The organism is Novosphingobium sp. HR1a (genome assembly GCF_015594425.1).
GTDB classification, from domain to species: Bacteria; Pseudomonadota; Alphaproteobacteria; order Sphingomonadales; family Sphingomonadaceae; genus Novosphingobium; species Novosphingobium resinovorum_A.
In genome coordinates this window covers 1-16918 of the sequence record NZ_JABXWS010000018.1, presented here as the reverse complement: position 1 = coordinate 16918, position 16918 = coordinate 1, and the positions used below count along the sequence as shown (strand labels likewise).

Here is a 16918-nt window from a genome sequence, read left to right as displayed (position 1 = left end):
AGCCCTCGTCGGTGCCCGCCGCCGATGCTCCGGCCGCGCCGCCGCAGCCGCGCATCGTCTCGGTCGGTCCCGGCGGCTTCCTGCGCCAGGGCCCCGGAGACCAGCAGCAGCCGATCCCGCCCGCGCCGCCGCGCCGTCTCGTGCCCGCGAAGCCGAGCCCGGAAATCGCCGGCAAGACCAGCCTGCTCGACCTCAGCGACCGTATCTGCCGCTGGCCGATGGGCCACCCCGGTGAGCCGGACTTCCACTTCTGCGGCGACAAGGTAAACCCCGGATTCCCCTACTGCGTCGAGCACTGCGGCCGCGCCTATCAGGCCCAGCTGCCGCGCGGTGCGCGCCGTGCGCCCCCGCCGCTGCCGTTCGGCGGCCCACGGGTTCGCTAAGGCGATGAAATCGGGGATGAAGCTCCAGGCAGCGCTCGCTCTTATCGCGGTGCCGCTGGCGCTATCCCCGGCCAGTGCGCAGGATGCCGCGCCGGTCACACCGGCTGCGGCACCCGCAGCGGCTCCTGCTCCGGTCCCGGCCGAGTACGTCTATGTCGCGCTGACGGTGCCGCAGGGTGTCATCACCCTCGCGCTCGACAAGACCCACGCACCGCTGACGACCGCCAATTTCCTCAAGTACGTCGATACGAAGAAGATGGACGGCGCCGTGTTCTACCGCGCCATGCATCTCGATCACGACCCTGAACAGGGCCTGCTGCAAGGCGGCGTGCGCAACGGCGCCAACCTGCTGCCCCCGGTCGCACACGAGCCCAACAGCAAGACCGGGATCAAGCACGTCACCGGCACCATCTCGATGGCCCGCTTCGCGCCCGGCTCGGCGCAGGCCGACTTCCTGATCCTGCTCTCCGACATGCCCTCGCTCGATGCCGAACCCGGTAACGACGGAAAGGACCCCGGCGCGGGCTTCGCCGCCTTCGGCCATGTCGCGGCGGGCATGGACGTGGTGAAGGCGCTCTGGAACCTGCCGCGCTCGCCCACCAAGGGCGAAGGCGTGATGAAGGGCCAGATCCTCGCGCAGGACGTGAAGATCATCACCGCCCGCCGAACCAAGGCTCCTGCAACCGGCGGCTGACGCCGCCTTTCCAGGACTGCGCCTTACTTCCCCCCGATCGTCCTCCCGGCCAAAGCCGGGATCGCTGGCAACGCTCCGCGATCTTGATCCACAGCGCCATGCCGCAGTGGCCGCCGGCAAGCTATCGCCTCAAGAGTACCCAGCGGTCCCGGATCAAGTCCGGGACGACGAATGCTGTCAGAGCACAACAACCATCCCGCGCCACAAGAAAAAGGGCCGCGCTTTCGCGCGACCCTTTTCTGTTTCCTTGCGGATCGGCCTGCCGATCAGTCTTCCTTGAGGAAGGCCGGCATGTGGTTCGGGTTGCCACCCTCGCCGCCACCGTCACGGCGCGGACCACGGGGACCGCGATCGCCACCGCGACCACCGCCGTCACGGCGCGGGCCACGACGGTCACCGCCGCGATCGCCGCCACCACGCGGGCCACGGTCGCCGCCTTCACGCGGTTCGCGGGGTGGACGGGTGTCTTCCAGCTCGGCGCCGGTTTCCTGATCGACGACGCGCATCGACAGGCGGACCTTGCCGCGCTGGTCGATCTCGAGGACCTTGACGTAGACCTCCTGGCCTTCCTTGACGACGTCGGTGGGCTTTTCCACGCGCTCGTTCTTCATTTCGGAGACGTGGACGAGACCGTCCTTGCCGCCCATGAAGTTCACGAAGGCGCCGAAGTCGACGATGTTGACGACCTTGCCCTGGTAGACCTTGCCGACTTCCGCTTCCTCGACGATGCCGAGGATCCACTTCTTGGCGGCCTCGATCTGCGCGATGTCCGAGGACGAGATCTTGATCACGCCTTCGTCGTCGATGTCGACCTTGGCGCCAGTCTCGGCGACGATCTCGCGGATGACCTTGCCGCCGGTGCCGATGACGTCACGGATCTTCGACTTGTCGATCTGGATCGTCTCGATGCGCGGTGCGTGCGCCGACAGTTCGGTGCGCGACGAGCCGAGAGCCTTGGTCATCTCGCCCAGGATGTGGGCGCGGCCGGCCTTGGCCTGCTCCAGAGCCTTGGCCATGATCTCGCGCGTGATGCCCGCGATCTTGATGTCCATCTGCATCGTGGTGATGCCGACTTCGGTGCCCGCGACCTTGAAGTCCATGTCGCCGAGGTGATCTTCGTCACCCAGGATGTCGGACAGGACGGCGAAGTCCTTGCCTTCCAGGATCAGGCCCATGGCAATGCCCGAGACCGGACGAACCAGCGGCACGCCCGCGTCCATCATCGACAGCGAACCGCCGCAGACAGTGGCCATCGAGGACGAACCGTTCGACTCGGTGATGTCCGAGAGAACGCGGATCGTGTAGGGGAAGTCTTCCTTGGCGGGCAGCACCGGGTGCAGCGCGCGCCATGCCAGCTTGCCGTGACCGACTTCGCGGCGGCCCGGGGCGCCGAAGCGGCCCACTTCACCGACCGAGTAGGGCGGGAAGTTGTAGTGCAGCATGAACGACGAGTACGACAGGCCCTCGAGGCCGTCGATCATCTGCTCGGCGTCCTTGGTGCCCAGCGTGGTGGTGCAGATCGACTGCGTTTCACCGCGGGTGAACAGCGCCGAACCGTGGGTGCGCGGCAGGAAGCCGACGATCGCCTCGATCGGACGAACCTGCTCCAGCGTACGACCGTCGATGCGCTTGCCGTCCTTGAGGATGGCGCCGCGAACGATGTCCGCTTCCAGCTTCTTCATGGTCTTGATGGCGACCATCTGGAGCTGCGGGGTTTCACCCGAGAACGCTTCCTTGGCCTTGGCGCGCGCGGCGTTGAGGGCATTGGAGCGGGCCGACTTGTCGGTCAGCTTGTAGGCGGCGGTGACGTCCTTGCCGACGGCCTTCTTGAGCTTCGCCTTGATGTCGGCGGTGTTGTCCGACAGGTCGATGTCCCAAGGCTCCTTGGCGGCCTTTTCCGCCAGGTCGATGATGAGGTTGACGACCTTCTTGATCTCGTCATGCGCGAACACAACGGCACCCAGCATCTCTTCCTCGGTCAGCTCCTTGGCTTCCGATTCCACCATCATCACGGCATCGCCGGTGGCGGCGACGACGAGATCGAGGCGGCCGTCGGTGAGAGCAGCGGTCTGCTTCGGGTTCAGCGTGTATTCGCCATCGACGAAGCCGACGCGCGCGGCGCCGATCGGGCCCATGAAGGGCACGCCCGAGATGGTCAGCGCGGCCGAAGCGGCGATCATCGCGACGATGTCGGCCTCGGTCTCGCCGTCATAGCTCAGGACCTGGGCGATGACGTTGATTTCGTTATAGAAGCCCTCGGGGAACAGCGGGCGGACCGGACGGTCGATCAGGCGGCTGGTCAGCGTTTCCTTTTCGGTCGCGCCGCGCTCACGCTTGAAGAAGCCACCGGGGATGCGGCCCGCGGCCGAATACTTTTCCTGGTAGTGGACGGTCAGCGGGAAGAAGTCCTGGCCTTCCTTCACCGACTTCGCGGCGGTCACCGCGCAGAGCACCACGGTCTCGCCGTAGGTTGCGAGGACGGCGCCGTCGGCCTGACGGGCGATGCGGCCGGTTTCGAGGGTGAGGGTCTTGCCGCCCCACTCCATGCTTACGGTCTTTACGTCGAACATTTTCGATTTCCTTGACCCGCGCGGCCCTATTGCCATGCGGGGCTTACTGCCGGGGATACCGTCCCGGTCCGGTGCGGGGCTTTTTCGTCGCCCCTGGGCTGCCTGCGCCGAATTGCGAGGATGCCCGGTTATTTCGTTCCCCCGTCATCCCAGCGAAAGCTGGGACCGGTGGCTGTCTTTAGACGCGCCCTTTCGTAGAAGCGCCCTGCCGACAGTTCGTGCGGCCCGGCCAGCGGTCCCAGCTTTCGCTGGGATGACGGGCGGCTGGCACATACCACATCGTATATGACAAATGCAAAACGGCCCGCCGAGGCGGGCCGTCGTCTCGGTTCTTACTTACGCAGACCGAGCTTCTGGATGAGCGAGTTGTAGCGCGCTACATCCTTCTTCTTCAGATAGTCCAGCAGCGAGCGGCGCTTGTTGACCATGGCCAGCAGACCGCGACGCGAGTGGTTATCCTTGTGGTGAGCCTTGAAGTGCTCGGTCAGGTTCTTGATGCGCTCGGTGAGGATCGCAACCTGGACTTCCGGGCTGCCCGTGTCGCCAGCGACGCGAGCGTTGTCCGTGATGATGTCCTGCTTCTTTTCAGCGGTAACCGACATTTCATTTACTCCGCGACATCGGATAGATTGAACCCCCGAACGACGCGGACCTCGCGGTCCGTAAGCTGTACCAGAGCGACGGGGACGGTGCCCTCGTACGCGCAGTATAGCCCGTCTTCATGGGGCATTCCGGTGAGAACGCGGCCCTGACGGACCGCCCTTGCCTGCTCCGGGTCGAGGTTCAGGGCCGGGATGTCGTCCAGCCCCGCCTCCAGCGGCAAGAGTATCTGCTCAAGAGGCGCGCCCTTACCGAATTCGTTCAATTTGTCCAGCGAAATCGCGTGGGAAAGGTCGAACGGCCCCGCCTTGGTCCGGCGCAGCATGGTGACGGTGCCGCAGCTTCCGAGCGCCTGCGCAATGTCCCGCGCGAGGCTGCGGATATACGTGCCCTTGGAAACCGTGGCCAGCAGTGTCGCGCCCGCTTCGGGATCGAAATTCAGCAGTTGCAGGTCGAACACGGTCACGCTGCGCGTCTTGAGCTGCACATCCACCCCGGCGCGCGCCAGATCGTAGGCCCGCTCGCCATCGACCTTGAGCGCCGAGTAGGCAGGCGGCACCTGCTCGATCGGCCCGGTGAAGCGCGGCAGCACCGCCTCCACATCCCCGCGCGAGGGGCGCACGTCGCTGGTAGCGATCACCGCGCCTTCGAGGTCGAGCGTGTCGGTTTCCTCGCCGAACTTCACGGTGAACTCATAAGCCTTGGTGGCATCGAGCATCCGGCCCGCCAGCTTGGTCGCCTCGCCCAGCGCCACCGGGAGAATCCCCGTCGCCAGCGGGTCAAGCGTGCCGCCGTGGCCCACCTTCACCTTCTTGCCGTACCCGGCCTCGCGCAAATTGCGCTTCACCGCCGCCACGGCTTGCGTCGAACCGAGGCCCAGCGGCTTGTCGAGAATGATCCATCCGTGCGGCATCATGCTTCCTTCGGCCATGCGAGCAACCGCGCGTGATCCGCGATGGGGGTCGGCCACAGCACGCACAGGGCATCGAAATTCTCCCGATCCCCCGAATAGAGCGCGCGGATCGCCTCTTCGTAGCCCGGACGGTCACCCGCCATCACGGTGAGGAAGCGGCAGGCGGCATCGAGACACTCGCGCTCGCTGCGCCCGGCCCGCATCGCCGCCTCCACCAGCTTGCGCAAGGTGACCGAGGCGCCGCCGGGCTGGCCGGCCAGCCATTCCCAATGGCGCGGCAGCAACGTGACCTCGCGCGCCTCCACGCCGAGCGAAGGCCGCCCGCGCGGACGCGGTGCGGCGGGTTCGGTCAGGTCGAGATCGACCTGCCTCCCGGTATCGTCGTCGAAGGCGAGCAGATCGCTGCTGCGGGCGAGCGGACCGAGATCGCGCGCAAAATCCCTCAGGGCCTGGGTGAAATCCCCCGGCTGTCCGCGCGCGATCACGTCGTCCTTGTAGAATACGGTGACGGCCATGGGCACTTCCTTTCGGACAGCGCCGCTACATTAACCCGGATGAAATTGTCAATATACCCGGATTAAAATTGATTTAGGCACGCTTTTGACGGGAAGCGGCCGTTTTATCCTCCCTGTTCCGAAGGAATAGGGAGGTGGCAGCCCGCAGGGCTGACGGAGGGGTTTGCCCCCTCCACCACCGACTACGTCGGCGGTCCCCCTCCCCATCGCTGCGCGACAGGGAGGATCAGGCAATGTCCGCAATGGGCAGTCCGAATAGCCCTACCGCCCCAGCGCCTCGCTGAAATGGCGGCGACACAGCGCCACGTAGCGGTCGTTGCCGCCGATCTCGGTCTGCGCGCCTTCGCTGACGGCCCGGCCGCCGTCATCCACGCGCAAGTTCATCGACGCCTTGCGCCCACAGTGGCACACCGCCTTGAGCTCGATGAGCGAGTCCGCGATCCCCAGCAGGATCGCCGCTCCGGGGAACAGATCGCCGCGAAAATCGGTGCGCAGGCCGTAGCAGAGGACCGGAATGCCCACCTTGTCGGCGATGTCCGCGCATTGCCACGCCTGCGCGGCGGTGAGGAACTGCGCTTCGTCCACCAGCACGCAGGACAGCGGCTCCACCGCGTGGGCGGCGCGCACTTGTTCGCACAAGTCGGTCAACGGGCCGAACCGGTGCGCCGAGGCATGCAGGCCGATGCGGCTTTCGATCGCGTGATCGGCGCCCATTCCGGCGCTGCGATCGTCTATCGCGGCGGTCCACAGCATCGTCTTCATACCCCGCTCACGGTAGTTGAAGGCTGCCTGCAGCAGCGTCGTCGATTTGCCCGCGTTCATGCTGGCGTAGTAGAAATAGAGCTTGGCCATCGGTTGCTGGGGATAACACCGCCCCGAATGCGGCGCACGGTCTTTCCCGGGCTTCTCCCCGGGTCAATTGCCCTTAACAATCAAGATCGAAGTCCAAGGGAGTGCCGGATGAGGCCGTGGTCATGAAGAAGCCGGGCGCATGAAGAAACTGATCGCCGCGCTGGCGGCCTTTGCGCTGCCCGCGCTCCTTGCTGCCTGGCTGGCGCTCGCGCCGCTGGGCGGGCAGTATGCCTCGCTCGATCCGCTCGCCGAGCGCGTGATCGGCATGCAGGGGCGCAATGCGGCCGTCTTCGCGCTGCTGATGGCCGGGATCGGCCTTGCCGTGCTGGCCGCGCTCGCGGTGCGCGGCAAACCCGCGGAACGACTGACGTATCAACCGCAAGTCGCACCGCAGCAATTCGGCCGCCGCCGCCGCAAGCTCACCGCCGAGCCGGACCCGGCTGAAGAAGAGAGCCTCGATGAGGACGCCCTCCCGTTCGAGGAGCCTGCCACCGAAGAGCCCGCGGACGAGCCGGAAGCCCCCGCCCTCCCCCCGCAGCCGACGGTGGCGTCTGCCCCCGTCGTGCTCGTGCGCAAGCAGCGCGAGCGGCGGCGCGACTGGTTCGGCGATGCCAGTTGGCTCGGCGGCCTGCCGCGCCTCGGCAATGCCGAATGGCCGCGCGACGAAGCGGGGACGCCGCTGCCCTTCGCGGCGCAGATCGACTTGTCCGAACTCGCCGCCGCCCGCCCCGACATGCCGCTTCCGCGCAGTGGCTCGCTGGCGTTCTTCCTCGGCGCGGGTGCAGTCGTCGCCGTGCCGGAGGGCATCCACGACTTCACAGACCCGCCCACCGACCTGCCGCCCGCCTATGACGAGGGAGGGCTGCCCTTCCCCACCCGCCACACCCGCCTGACCCGCTGGTTCTTCCCGTTCTGGCCGGTGAGCCCGGTGGCGCTCGACCCGACCGGCCCGCAGAGCGACGCGGCGCTCGCCGTCCGCCTCGGCGCGGCCTTGCGTGATCACACCTTCTACGCGGCGGGCGTCGGCGCTCCGGTCGAGGCCCTGTGGTGGCATGCGGTGATCCACTTGTCCGACCGCCTGCACGAGGCGCTCGACGAGGCGCCGCGCCTGCTTTCCCGCCGCCGTGACGAGATGGCGCGCCAGAACGCGGAAATCGCCCGACTGCGCACCGATGCGGCCGCGATCCCCTACGCACTGGAAGATGCGCAGGAGATCGCCGAGCAGATCGAGGGCGAATACGCGCTGCTTCAGGACCAATGCGCCGCGCTGCCCGCTATGGTCGCCGCGCTCGACCAGTTCATCGCCGGGCGCGAGCCGATGAAGCGCCTGACGGCCGAGGAACTTGCGGTGGTCGGCGACATCCTCGCCGAGCTGCACGAGAGGTACGGCGAAGTGGTGCAGGCGCACCTGCCCGGCACGCTTGCCGACCTCGCGACGATCTCGCTGCGCACGATGGTGTCCGGCCCACCCGAAACCCTCGCCGCCGTGCCGGACGCCGTGCTCTCACGGATCAACCGCGAATACCGCATGCCGCCCGTCCATCACCACCGGATGCTCGACGCCGAAACCGACGGCAGCGAAGTCCTGCTGCTGCAACTCGGCTACGACGACCTGATGGAGTGGGCATGGGAGGAAACCGGCGCCTGGCGTTTCCGCATCGGCGCCCAGGCCCTGCTTACCAGAGACTGGCAGGCAGCGACGCTGGCGTTCGAGACGGACTGACAGGCCGGCCGGTCAGGACCGCGCCTCGGCCAGCAGCACTTCGGCGAGCGCTTCGGGACGGGTATTCATGACCTGATGCCCGGCATCGATGCGGTGCAGTCGGCGCGCATGAAGCCGGTCGGCGAAGCGCTCCTGCCACGAAGCCGGCAAGGCCATGTCGCGCAAGGCGACGACGTAGCAGGCCGGGATCGCGCGCAAGTGGTCGTAGCGCCATTCGCTGTAGGTATAGGCGCTCGCGGGCCATCCGTCGTGGCCGAGCTTTCCAAGGAAGGCTGCCGCCTCGCCCTCCTCCATGTCGTTGCAGAACATGGTTGCGTAGCGCTCGGCTTCGGCCCCGAATGGATAGCCGACTTCCTCGACACTCGACCCGCGCGGCCCGCGCCCCATCTGATCGAGCGTCGTCAGGCCCGGCAGGGGCGCCGAACAGGTGACGTAGGCCAGCTTGCCGATGAGGCCGCCGGGCGCAAGTTCAGCCATGTGCGGGATCGTCATGCCTGCCTGCGAATGGCCCACCAGCATGACCTCGCGCAGCCCGGAGGCGAGGATGTCGCCGATCAGTTCGCGCGTCGTGTCGGCGAAGGCATAGGCGGCGGTATCCACGCCGCGCTTCGCGCCGCAACCGGGTGCATCCAGCGCAAGGCAGCGCACTGCCCCGCCGGACTGACGCCCGACCGCCGCGATCGTCTCCTCCCAGACCCAGCCGCCCTGTCCGCCGCCATGGAGGAACACCATGTCGCGCATACCCGCTCTCCCGATCATCGAATTGCGATCAGGGTAGCGGGCCGGGCGAGCGGAGGAAGAGGCAGCGCCGGGTGATCGTCCCGGCGGTGCGGACGGTCAGCCCTCGAGGTCGCGCTTCACGCGCGGGTCGTTGAGCAACGCGTCGATGCGGCTCGCCTCGTCGAACGTCTGGTCGGAGCGGAACTGGATCTTGGCCGCGAACTTCAGCTTGAGCCGCTGGGCGACCTCGCGCTGGAAATAGGCGGTATTGGTCCGCAGCGCCTTGAGCACTTCCTCCTCGTGCTCGCCCAGCAAGGGCTTCACGAAGACGGCGGCCTGCCGCAGATCGGGTGTCATGCGCACTTCGGTGACGGAGACCGTATGCGCGCTCAGCGTGTCGTCGTGGACCTGCTGGCGGGCGAGAATCTCGGAAATGACGTGGCGCACCTGCTCACCCACCTTGAGGAGGCGGACGGAGTGCTGTTCGGGAGTTGTCTGGTTTTTTGCCATTTGATGCGTCCATGTGGGCCGGGCGCGACAATTTGCAACAAACTGTTACGCCTCCTTACCCGGCTCTTGGCGTTATCCCGGATGAAACGTGCCGTCAAAGGAGTCGCACCATGAAAAAGTTCACCGCCGCCCTGCTCAGCGCCGCGCTGCTGGTCCCCGGCATCGCGGCAGCGCCTGCCATGGCGCAGCCCGCCCACCACGACGATCGTGGAAATCGCGACGATCGCGGCCCGCACAAGACCGTCGTGACGCAGAAGACGACCTACAAGTCCTTCCGCAAGGGCCAGAAGTTCGATCGCCGCTATGCGCGCAACTATCAGGTCGTCGACTATCGCAAGTACCGCAACGTCAAGGCGCCGCCGCGCGGCTACCACTACGTGCGCTCGGGCAACGACATGCTGCTCGTGGGCATCACCAGCGGTATCGTCGCCTCGGTGCTGGCGGGCCAGTTCCGCTAAGGCCGACTGGCGGGATCAGAGGGCGGGCCGCTCGCGCGGCCCGCCCTTTTTCATGCCATCTTCGCGGCGATCCGCGCGAGCGAGCGCACGTTGCGCGCGGTGCCCCGGCAGCCGAGACGCCGCTCAATGAAGGCATTGGTGAGCTTGGAATGGCCCGCGCCGTCCACGCAATCGATGTAGAGGCAGCGCGGCCCCATCGCGATCTTCTCCGGCCCGCGCCCGGCATGGTCGGCCACCAGCTTGTCGAATGCCGACTGATCGGCATCGCGTTCCAGGAACAGCGTGTGGACGTAATGGTCCTGTCCGATTCCGGTGAACGGATTGTCCTCCACCGCCGAGCGTACTTCCCCGGCGTTGCGCACGGCGGCAAAGGTGTTCATGTCGAAGCGGTCGAGCATCATGTGCGCGAACAGGTCTTCCAGCCCGTCGGTAGGCCGCTCGTCGAAATCGAACAGGACGTTGCCGCTGGCGACGACGGTTTCGACGTTCTCGAACTCCTCGCGCTCGAAGGCATAGCGCAAGTCCGCCATGGTCAGGCGGTTACCGCCCACGTTGATCGAGGCGAAGAAGGCGCAGTAGCGGGTCATCTTGAATGTTTCCGAAGATTGATGAAGGCCGACCTCGCCTACCACGATTGATGCGCCCGGTTAAAGTTCCGCAAGGCCGGAAGGCGCGCCCTTGCAAGGGGGCCTGGAGCGATGTAATTTGTGCCCATCACCACGGTTTGAATGTTCATTCAACCTGCCGAGCCCGGATGTTCCAGCATCCGGGCTCTTTCCATAAGAACGCTCGACCATATCGGAGGTCGGCGTTCCAGCGCCGACCTCCTCTACCGGCTACTTGCGGCCCAGTTCGATCAGCTTGATCGTCAGGGTTACCAGCGCGACGATCAAACTCGCCACGCCAAGCACCAGCATCACCACGACTTGTGTGTCCATCCACATCACCTGCCTTTCCGCCGCCAGTTGCGACCGACGTGGTATAGGCGCGATGCGCATCCGCTCCCGATTAAATCCCGGCAAACGAAAGCGGCCACCGCCGGGTCTCCCCGACGATGGCCGCATCGATCAGCGTTGATGTAAGATCGAGCCTTAGCCGACGGTACGCTCGCGGTGGCTGACTTCGAAGACTTCGAGGTGGTCGCCCGCCTTGATGTCGTTCGTATCGGCCAGCACAACGCCGCATTCCAGACCGGCGCGCACTTCGTCGACGTCGTCCTTGAAGCGGCGCAGCGAGGAGATCGTCGTCGCCGAAACGATGACGTCGTTGCGGGTGAGACGCGCGCTGAGACCCTTGCGGATGTAGCCCTCGACCACCAGCAGACCCGCTGCCTTGTCGCGCTTGCCGGCCGGGAAGACCTGCTTGACTTCGGCGCGGCCGACGACGGTTTCGATGCGCTCCGGACCCCAGATGCCCGCCATCTGCTTCGCGACCTCTGCGGTCAACTCGTAGATGACGTCGTAGTACATCATCGGCGTCTTGGTACGCTCGACCAGTTCGCGCGCCTTGGCGTTCGGACGGACGTTGAAGCCGACGATCGGCGCACCGCTGGCAGCCGCCAGCGACACGTCGGTCTCGGTGATCGCGCCGACGCCCGAGTTCAGGATGCGAACCTTGATCTCGTCATTCGAGAGGGCGTGGAGAGCGGCGTTGATCGCCTCGACCGAACCCTGCACGTCCGCCTTGATGACCACCGGGTACTCGATGACCTTTTGCTTGTCGGCCAGAGCCGAGAACATCGTGTCGAGGCTGGCGGGCGCCATCGCGGTGCGCTTGGCGGTCGCCTGCTCCTGACGCCAGGCCGAAACCTCGCGCGCGCGGCTTTCGCTCTCGACCACGGTGAGCATGTCACCGGCCATCGGCACGCCGCCGATACCCAGCACTTCCACCGGCATCGCGGGCGGAGCTACCTTGAGCTGGCGCCCCTTGTCGTCGAGCATGGCGCGCACGCGGCCGCTCTCGGTGCCGACGACGAGGATGTCGCCGACCTTGAGCGTACCACGGTTGACCAGCACCGTCGCGAGCGGACCCTTGCCCTTGTCGAGCTTGGCTTCGATCACGGTGGCTTCGGCCATGCGGTCCGGGTTGGCCTTCAGTTCCATCAGTTCGGCCTGGAGCAGGATCTTCTCGATCAGCTCGTCCAGACCCTTGCCGGTCTTGGCCGAGACTTCGACGTCCTGCACGTCACCCGACATTTCCTCGACCACGATCGAGTGTTCGAGCAGACGCTCACGCACCTTCTGCGGGTTGGCTTCGGGTTTGTCGCACTTGTTGATCGCGACGATCATCGGCACGCCGGCGGCCTTGGTGTGATTGATGGCTTCGACCGTCTGCGGCATGATGCCGTCGTCGGCCGCGACCACCAGCACCACGATGTCCGTGACGTTGGCACCGCGCATGCGCATCTGCGTGAAGGCGGCGTGGCCCGGGGTGTCGAGGAAGGTGACGAAGTCGCCGCCCTTGGTCTTGATCTGGTAGGCGCCCATGTGCTGGGTGATGCCGCCCGCCTCGCCGCGCACGACGTCGGTGCCGCGCAGCGCGTCGAGCAGCGAGGTCTTGCCGTGGTCGACGTGGCCCATGATCGTGACGACCGGTGGACGCGCCTTCAGCGTGTCCTCGGGATCGACGTCGACGGTGTGGTCGATGTCGATGTCGCTTTCCGACACGCGCTGGACGTTGTGGCCGAATTCCTCGACCAGCAGCTCCGCCGTATCCTGGTCGATCGTCTGGTTGACGGTGACCATCATGCCCATCTTGAACATCGACTTGACGAGGTCCGCCGCCTTTTCGGCCATGCGGTTCGCCAGTTCGGCGACGGTGATCGCCTCAGGCACGATGACGTCGCGAACCTGCTTCTCGCGCGGCTGCGAACGGCCGCTGTAGCTGGAACGACGCTCCTTCTCGCGCGCGCGCTTGAGCGCGGCGAGCGAACGGGCGCGTGCGCCCTCGTCGTCGTTGAGCGCACGGTTGACGGTCAGCTTGCCGGCCTGGCGACGATCGCCGCCCTTGGCATTGCGGTCGTTCTGCGAGCTTGCCGCCGGGCGGGCCGGGGTTGCCGGGCCCTTCTTGGCGCCGAGCGGCGCGCGCGCGGCAGTGCCACCAGCGGTATTGCCACCGCCCGAGGTCGAGGCCGCAGGCGCGGTCGGTTCGGCACGGCGCGGCTCGGGGCGCTGCACCGGGTGAAGCGACGCGCGGCCGGAGCCGGAGTTGCGACCGGCGCGGGAGCCGGGGCAGGTGCAGCGGCCTTGGCGACAGGAGCCTGCGCAGGCGCTTGCGCCACCGGTGCGGGAGCCTCGGCAGCAGCCGGAGCTTCGACGACGGCCGGGGTCTCGGCTGCGATGGGCGCTGGTGCGGGTTCGGGCGCAGCGACAGGCTCGGGCGCCTTGACGGGCTCGGCCGTTGCGGCGGCTGCGGCAGCCGCTTCCTCTTCGGCGCGGCGATTGGCTTCGACGCGCTGCTTCTCTTCGTCGATGGCGCGCTGGCGCTGTTCCTGCTCGCGGCGGGTCGCCTCCTCGAGCATCTGCATGCGAGCTTCCTCAGCCTCGCGCTGCATGCGGGCGACGCGCTCCTGCGGCGTTTCGTTCGAGGGCGCTGGGCGACGCACGGGCGGCGGGGGCGGAGCCGCAGGACGCGGTGCTGCAGCCTGCGGGGCAGGTGCCGGAGCAGCGGCGGGCGCCGGAGTCGCTTCGCCTTCGGGCTTGCCGCCCGGCATCAGCTTGCGGCGCTTCACCTCGACCACCACCTTGTTGGTGCGGCCGTGGCTGAAGGTCTGCTTGACCTCACCCGCTTCCACTGAGCGCTTAAGCCCAAGCGGCTTGCGGCCCAGGGTCGGTTTGTTGTCGGTCTCGCTCATATTTCTCGTCTTCGCCCTTCGCTCAATTCGTCGTCACGGAGTCGGCCTGGGCCGCTCCGTCAGTGTCATCCATGCCGGGCCTGTGTAAGTCACTTTGGCCGTCGTCCCCGTTCGAGGCCTCCCGGCTGATGACCTGCCCTTGGAAATGCAGGAGGCGCTTTAGCAGCGTTTCGACTCGGTCAGCCGCTCCGCGATCGTTCAGCGCCAGGTGAACGACGTTGTCGCGGCCCAATGCCACAGACAACGTGTCCCGGTCCAGAGGCAAGGTGACGCCTCGCAGACTAGTTCCTTCCGCCTCGGACCCGACCCGCCAGGCCTGGTCCAGCTTGCGCGATCCGTCTTCACGCGCATCGGCGGCATGGGCAAGCCATTCGACCCGCCCCTCACGCGCGTTCTGCGCGATGCGGTCCGAGCCCATGAGCAGCCTGCCCGATTTCAGTTCAAGGCCCAGCCGGTCGGTCAGCGCGCGGCACAGCGCAGCCTCGATCCGATCCGCTAGGTCGTCGGGGATGGTAATGGCCGCGCCCTTGTAGGCCCGTGCCAGTGCTCCCTTAAGTTTGTTCTTCGACACCGCAATTTCAAGGTCTGCGCGAGAAACGCCGATCCACGCGCCGCGCCCGGGAGCGCGCGCGTGGACGTCGGGGAGCACCAGACCGTCCGGCGAGATCGCCAGACGGATGAACTCCCCGCGCACAGCCTTCTCGCCGGAGAGGATGCAGGTCCTCTCCGCCGAATTGCCGTCAATGTCGGAGCTTACGCGCTCATTGCGAGGATTCCGCATCGGCGGCCTCCTCAGCTTGCGGTTCGTCTTCGAACCAGTGGGCGCGCGCGGCCATGATGATTTCGTTGCCCTGCTCTTCGGTCAGGCCGTACTCACCGAGCACGCCGCCCTTGTCCTCGTCGCGGCCCGAGCGCTTGTTCACCGAACCGTCGCGGCGACGCTGTTCGGTACGCTTCTTGGCGATGAGTTCGTCGGTCGCGAGGTCGGCGAGGTCGTCGAGCGTCTTGATGCCGCCCTTGCCGAGCACGACCAGCATCGCTTCGGTGAGGTGCGGCAGTTCTGCCAGCGCATCCTCGACGCCCAGCGCACGGCGGGCTTCGCGGTTGGCTTCCTCGCGGCGATCGAGCGCTTCCTGCGCACGGTTCTGCAGTTCTTCGGCCAGCTCTTCGTCGAAGCCTTCGATGTTCGCCAGTTCGGCGGCATCGATATAGGCGACTTCTTCCAGCTCGCTGAAGCCTTCGGCGACCAGCAGCTGCGAGAGCGTCTCGTCGACGTCCAGCTCTTCCTCGAACATCTTCGAGCGCTCGACGAATTCCTTCTGGCGCTTCTCCGAAGATTCCGCCTCGGTCATGATGTCGATCTGCGAACCGGTCAGCTGCGAGGCCAGACGCACGTTCTGGCCGCGACGGCCGATCGCGAGGCTGAGCTGATCGTCAGGCACCACGACTTCGATGCGGCTTTCTTCCTCGTCGATGACGACGCGGCTGACGGTCGCGGGCTGCAGCGCGTTGACCACGAACGTCGCGGTGTCCTCGCTCCAGGGGATGATGTCGATCTTCTCGCCCTGCATTTCCTGCACGACCGCCTGCACGCGGCTGCCCTTCATGCCGACGCAGGCGCCGACCGGATCGATCGAGCTGTCGTTGCTGATCACGCCGATCTTGGCGCGCGAGCCCGGATCGCGGGCAGCGGCCTTGATCTCGATCACGCCGTCGTAAATTTCCGGGACTTCCTGCGCGAACAGGCGCTTCATGAAGTCCGGGTGCGCGCGGCTGAGGAAGATCTGCGGGCCGCGGTTCTGGCGCTCGACGCGCAGGACCAGCGCCCGCACGCGCTCGCCGACGCGGGCGGCTTCGCGGGGGATCTGCTGGTCGCGGCGGATCACGCCCTCGGCGCGGCCGAGGTTGACGATCACGTGGCCGAACTCGACCGACTTGATGACGCCGGTGATGACTTCGCCCGCGCGGTCCTTGAACTCTTCGTACTGACGGTCACGCTCGGCGTCGCGGACCTTCTGGAAGATCACCTGCTTGGCCGACTGCGCGTCGATGCGGCCGAGGTCCACCGGAGGCAGCGGATCGACGATGAAGTCGCCCAGCGCAGCGCCCTTCTGGAGCTTCTCGGCCTGCTTGAGGTCGACCTGCTTGAAGTAGTCCTCGACCTCTTCCACGACTTCGACGACGCGCCACAGGCGCAAGTCGCCGGTACGCGGATCGAGCTTCGCGCGGATGTCGTTCTCGGCACCGTAGCGGTTGCGGGCCGACTTCTGGATGGCTTCTTCCATCGCCTCGATGACGATCGACTTGTCGATCATCTTTTCCGAAGCAACGGAGTTCGCAATCGCGATCAGCTCGGCGCGGTTGGCGGAAATCGCACTGGCCATGGCTTAGTCTTCCTGTTCCTCAAGAATGTCGTCCGCGCCGCTGGTGTCCTGCGGGCGGCTTGCTGCGATGAGCCTGTCGGTAAGGATCAGCCTTGCCGACTGAACGTCTGCGAGCGGGAAGGACACGCGGCCGGACTTCTTGTCCTCCAGCGTGACCACTTCGCTTCCTGCCTCACCCTCGATGCCGACGAGGTCGCCGTGCAGGCCCTTGCGGTTGCCTTCGACGGGATTGATCAGGTTGATCTTCGCCTCATGGCCCGCCCAGTTGGCGTAGTCCTTGATGCGGGTGAGCGGACGGTCGATGCCCGGCGAGCTGACTTCGAGGCGATAGGCCTCCTCGATCAGCGTCTCGCCCGCTTCCTCCAGCGCATCCATGCGGTCGGAGATGCGGTGCGACAGCGCCGCGCAGTCGTCGAGCACGAGCTGTCCGGTCTTCGGGTCCTCAGCCATGATCTGGAGCGCAATCTCGTCGTCACCGACTTCGCTCTTGCCGAAAATGCGCACGCGCACGAGATCGAAGCCCAGGGCGGCGACCTCCGGCTCGATGACTTCGGTAAGGCGTGCGATATCGACCAATCTGGCTTCCGTTTCGTTTGTGCTTGCCGTGTGATGAGCAACGCGGTTTCGCGCCGGCCCCTACCGGCGCCAGCCCGTTCGTTGTTTCACCAATTACGGGATGACGGCCAGATAGTCGCGATTCTGGAAAAATGCAAGGGGAGAAGGGTCAGTACCCGGAGATGAGC

15 protein-coding genes and 1 pseudogene are annotated in these 16918 nt (G+C 66.4%); 4 read left to right on the top strand and 12 right to left on the bottom strand.

All coding sequences use genetic code 11. The features are described 5' to 3' along the window. The coding region (locus HWN72_RS03195; protein ID WP_248005777.1) for a GcrA family cell cycle regulator at positions 1 to 383 on the top strand (383 nt) is incomplete at its 5' end. 16 nt (positions 384 to 399) lie between these two features. After that, complete coding sequence (locus HWN72_RS03190) at positions 400 to 1077, top strand: peptidylprolyl isomerase (protein WP_211149797.1); 678 nt, start codon at positions 400 to 402, stop codon at positions 1075 to 1077. Between the two features lie 266 nt (positions 1078 to 1343). On the opposite strand, the gene pnp is transcribed toward HWN72_RS03190, so the two are convergent. From pnp to HWN72_RS03165, 5 genes are all read right to left on the bottom strand, one after another. Next, entirely contained in the window at positions 1344 to 3647 is a 2304-nt protein-coding gene (gene pnp, locus HWN72_RS03185) for a polyribonucleotide nucleotidyltransferase (protein ID WP_008832687.1), read from the bottom strand. Positions 3648 to 3979: 332 nt separating this feature from the next. Continuing rightward, positions 3980 to 4249 (bottom strand): 30S ribosomal protein S15, encoded by a 270-nt coding sequence (gene rpsO / locus HWN72_RS03180; RefSeq protein WP_008993704.1) that lies wholly within the window; start codon positions 4247 to 4249, stop codon positions 3980 to 3982. Positions 4250 to 4254: 5 nt separating this feature from the next. Further along, positions 4255 to 5160 (bottom strand): tRNA pseudouridine(55) synthase TruB, encoded by a 906-nt coding sequence (gene truB, locus HWN72_RS03175; protein WP_036530252.1) that lies wholly within the window; start codon positions 5158 to 5160, stop codon positions 4255 to 4257. After that, positions 5160 to 5675: a DUF2239 family protein gene (locus HWN72_RS03170; protein ID WP_211149796.1), complete on the bottom strand. Its 516-nt coding sequence runs from the start codon at positions 5673 to 5675 to the stop codon at positions 5160 to 5162. Before HWN72_RS03170 ends, truB begins: the two co-directional genes overlap by 1 nt. A 261-nt stretch (positions 5676 to 5936) precedes the next feature. Continuing rightward, on the bottom strand, positions 5937 to 6527 hold the full coding sequence (locus HWN72_RS03165; protein WP_008830671.1) for a thymidine kinase: 591 nt from the start codon (positions 6525 to 6527) through the stop codon (positions 5937 to 5939). 139 nt (positions 6528 to 6666) lie between these two features. Here HWN72_RS03165 and HWN72_RS03160 point away from each other — a divergent pair, with 139 nt between their 5' ends. Further along, positions 6667 to 8250: a DUF1963 domain-containing protein gene (locus HWN72_RS03160; RefSeq protein WP_211149795.1), complete on the top strand. Its 1584-nt coding sequence runs from the start codon at positions 6667 to 6669 to the stop codon at positions 8248 to 8250. Positions 8251 to 8262: 12 nt separating this feature from the next. On the opposite strand, the gene HWN72_RS03155 is transcribed toward HWN72_RS03160, so the two are convergent. Both HWN72_RS03155 and rbfA read right to left on the bottom strand, forming a co-directional pair. Further along, a complete protein-coding gene (locus tag HWN72_RS03155; RefSeq protein ID WP_211149794.1) occupies positions 8263 to 8991 on the bottom strand; it encodes an alpha/beta fold hydrolase in 729 nt (242 codons plus the stop codon). Between the two features lie 96 nt (positions 8992 to 9087). Beyond that, the gene (gene rbfA / locus HWN72_RS03150; RefSeq protein ID WP_008830674.1) at positions 9088 to 9480 is read right to left on the bottom strand and encodes a 30S ribosome-binding factor RbfA; all 393 of its coding nucleotides are present in this window, start codon (positions 9478 to 9480) and stop codon (positions 9088 to 9090) included. A gap of 110 nt (positions 9481 to 9590) precedes the next feature. Here rbfA and HWN72_RS03145 point away from each other — a divergent pair, with 110 nt between their 5' ends. Continuing rightward, on the top strand, positions 9591 to 9938 hold the full coding sequence (locus tag HWN72_RS03145; protein ID WP_008830675.1) for an RcnB family protein: 348 nt from the start codon (positions 9591 to 9593) through the stop codon (positions 9936 to 9938). Positions 9939 to 9988: 50 nt separating this feature from the next. Here the strand turns inward: HWN72_RS03145 and HWN72_RS03140 are convergent, their stop codons facing one another. From HWN72_RS03140 to rimP, 5 genes and pseudogenes are all read right to left on the bottom strand, one after another. After that, positions 9989 to 10570 (bottom strand): DUF1697 domain-containing protein, encoded by a 582-nt coding sequence (locus HWN72_RS03140; protein WP_309141547.1) that lies wholly within the window; start codon positions 10568 to 10570, stop codon positions 9989 to 9991. A gap of 459 nt (positions 10571 to 11029) precedes the next feature. Then, positions 11030 to 13791, bottom strand: a pseudogene (infB, locus tag HWN72_RS03135) (translation initiation factor IF-2). Between the two features lie 22 nt (positions 13792 to 13813). After that, entirely contained in the window at positions 13814 to 14572 is a 759-nt protein-coding gene (locus HWN72_RS03130; protein ID WP_211149793.1) for a DUF448 domain-containing protein, read from the bottom strand. After that, positions 14553 to 16175 carry a transcription termination factor NusA gene (gene nusA / locus HWN72_RS03125; RefSeq protein WP_036530226.1) on the bottom strand — a complete coding sequence of 541 codons (1623 nt, stop codon included), beginning with the start codon at positions 16173 to 16175 and terminating at the stop codon, positions 14553 to 14555. Before nusA ends, HWN72_RS03130 begins: the two co-directional genes overlap by 20 nt. Positions 16176 to 16178: 3 nt before the next feature. Beyond that, positions 16179 to 16751 (bottom strand): ribosome maturation protein RimP, encoded by a 573-nt coding sequence (rimP, locus tag HWN72_RS03120; protein WP_008830680.1) that lies wholly within the window; start codon positions 16749 to 16751, stop codon positions 16179 to 16181. Positions 16752 to 16918: the final 167 nt, after the last annotated feature.

Excerpts from the sequence above, each read along its gene's own strand:
- HWN72_RS03170 (WP_211149796.1), bottom strand. The coding sequence starts at position 5,675 with ATGGCCGTCACCGTATTCTACAAGGACGACGTGATCGCGCGCGGACAG.
- pnp (WP_008832687.1), bottom strand. The coding sequence starts at position 3,647 with ATGTTCGACGTAAAGACCGTAAGCATGGAGTGGGGCGGCAAGACCCTC.
- HWN72_RS03165 (WP_008830671.1), bottom strand. The coding sequence starts at position 6,527 with ATGGCCAAGCTCTATTTCTACTACGCCAGCATGAACGCGGGCAAATCG.
- rpsO (WP_008993704.1), bottom strand. The coding sequence starts at position 4,249 with ATGTCGGTTACCGCTGAAAAGAAGCAGGACATCATCACGGACAACGCT.
- truB (WP_036530252.1), bottom strand. The coding sequence starts at position 5,160 with ATGCCGCACGGATGGATCATTCTCGACAAGCCGCTGGGCCTCGGTTCG.
- HWN72_RS03190 (WP_211149797.1), top strand. The coding sequence starts at position 400 with ATGAAGCTCCAGGCAGCGCTCGCTCTTATCGCGGTGCCGCTGGCGCTA.
- rbfA (WP_008830674.1), bottom strand. The coding sequence starts at position 9,480 with ATGGCAAAAAACCAGACAACTCCCGAACAGCACTCCGTCCGCCTCCTC.
- HWN72_RS03155 (WP_211149794.1), bottom strand. The coding sequence starts at position 8,991 with ATGCGCGACATGGTGTTCCTCCATGGCGGCGGACAGGGCGGCTGGGTC.
- nusA (WP_036530226.1), bottom strand. The coding sequence starts at position 16,175 with ATGGCCAGTGCGATTTCCGCCAACCGCGCCGAGCTGATCGCGATTGCG.
- HWN72_RS03130 (WP_211149793.1), bottom strand. The coding sequence starts at position 14,572 with ATGCGGAATCCTCGCAATGAGCGCGTAAGCTCCGACATTGACGGCAAT.
- HWN72_RS03160 (WP_211149795.1), top strand. The coding sequence starts at position 6,667 with ATGAAGAAACTGATCGCCGCGCTGGCGGCCTTTGCGCTGCCCGCGCTC.
- HWN72_RS03145 (WP_008830675.1), top strand. The coding sequence starts at position 9,591 with ATGAAAAAGTTCACCGCCGCCCTGCTCAGCGCCGCGCTGCTGGTCCCC.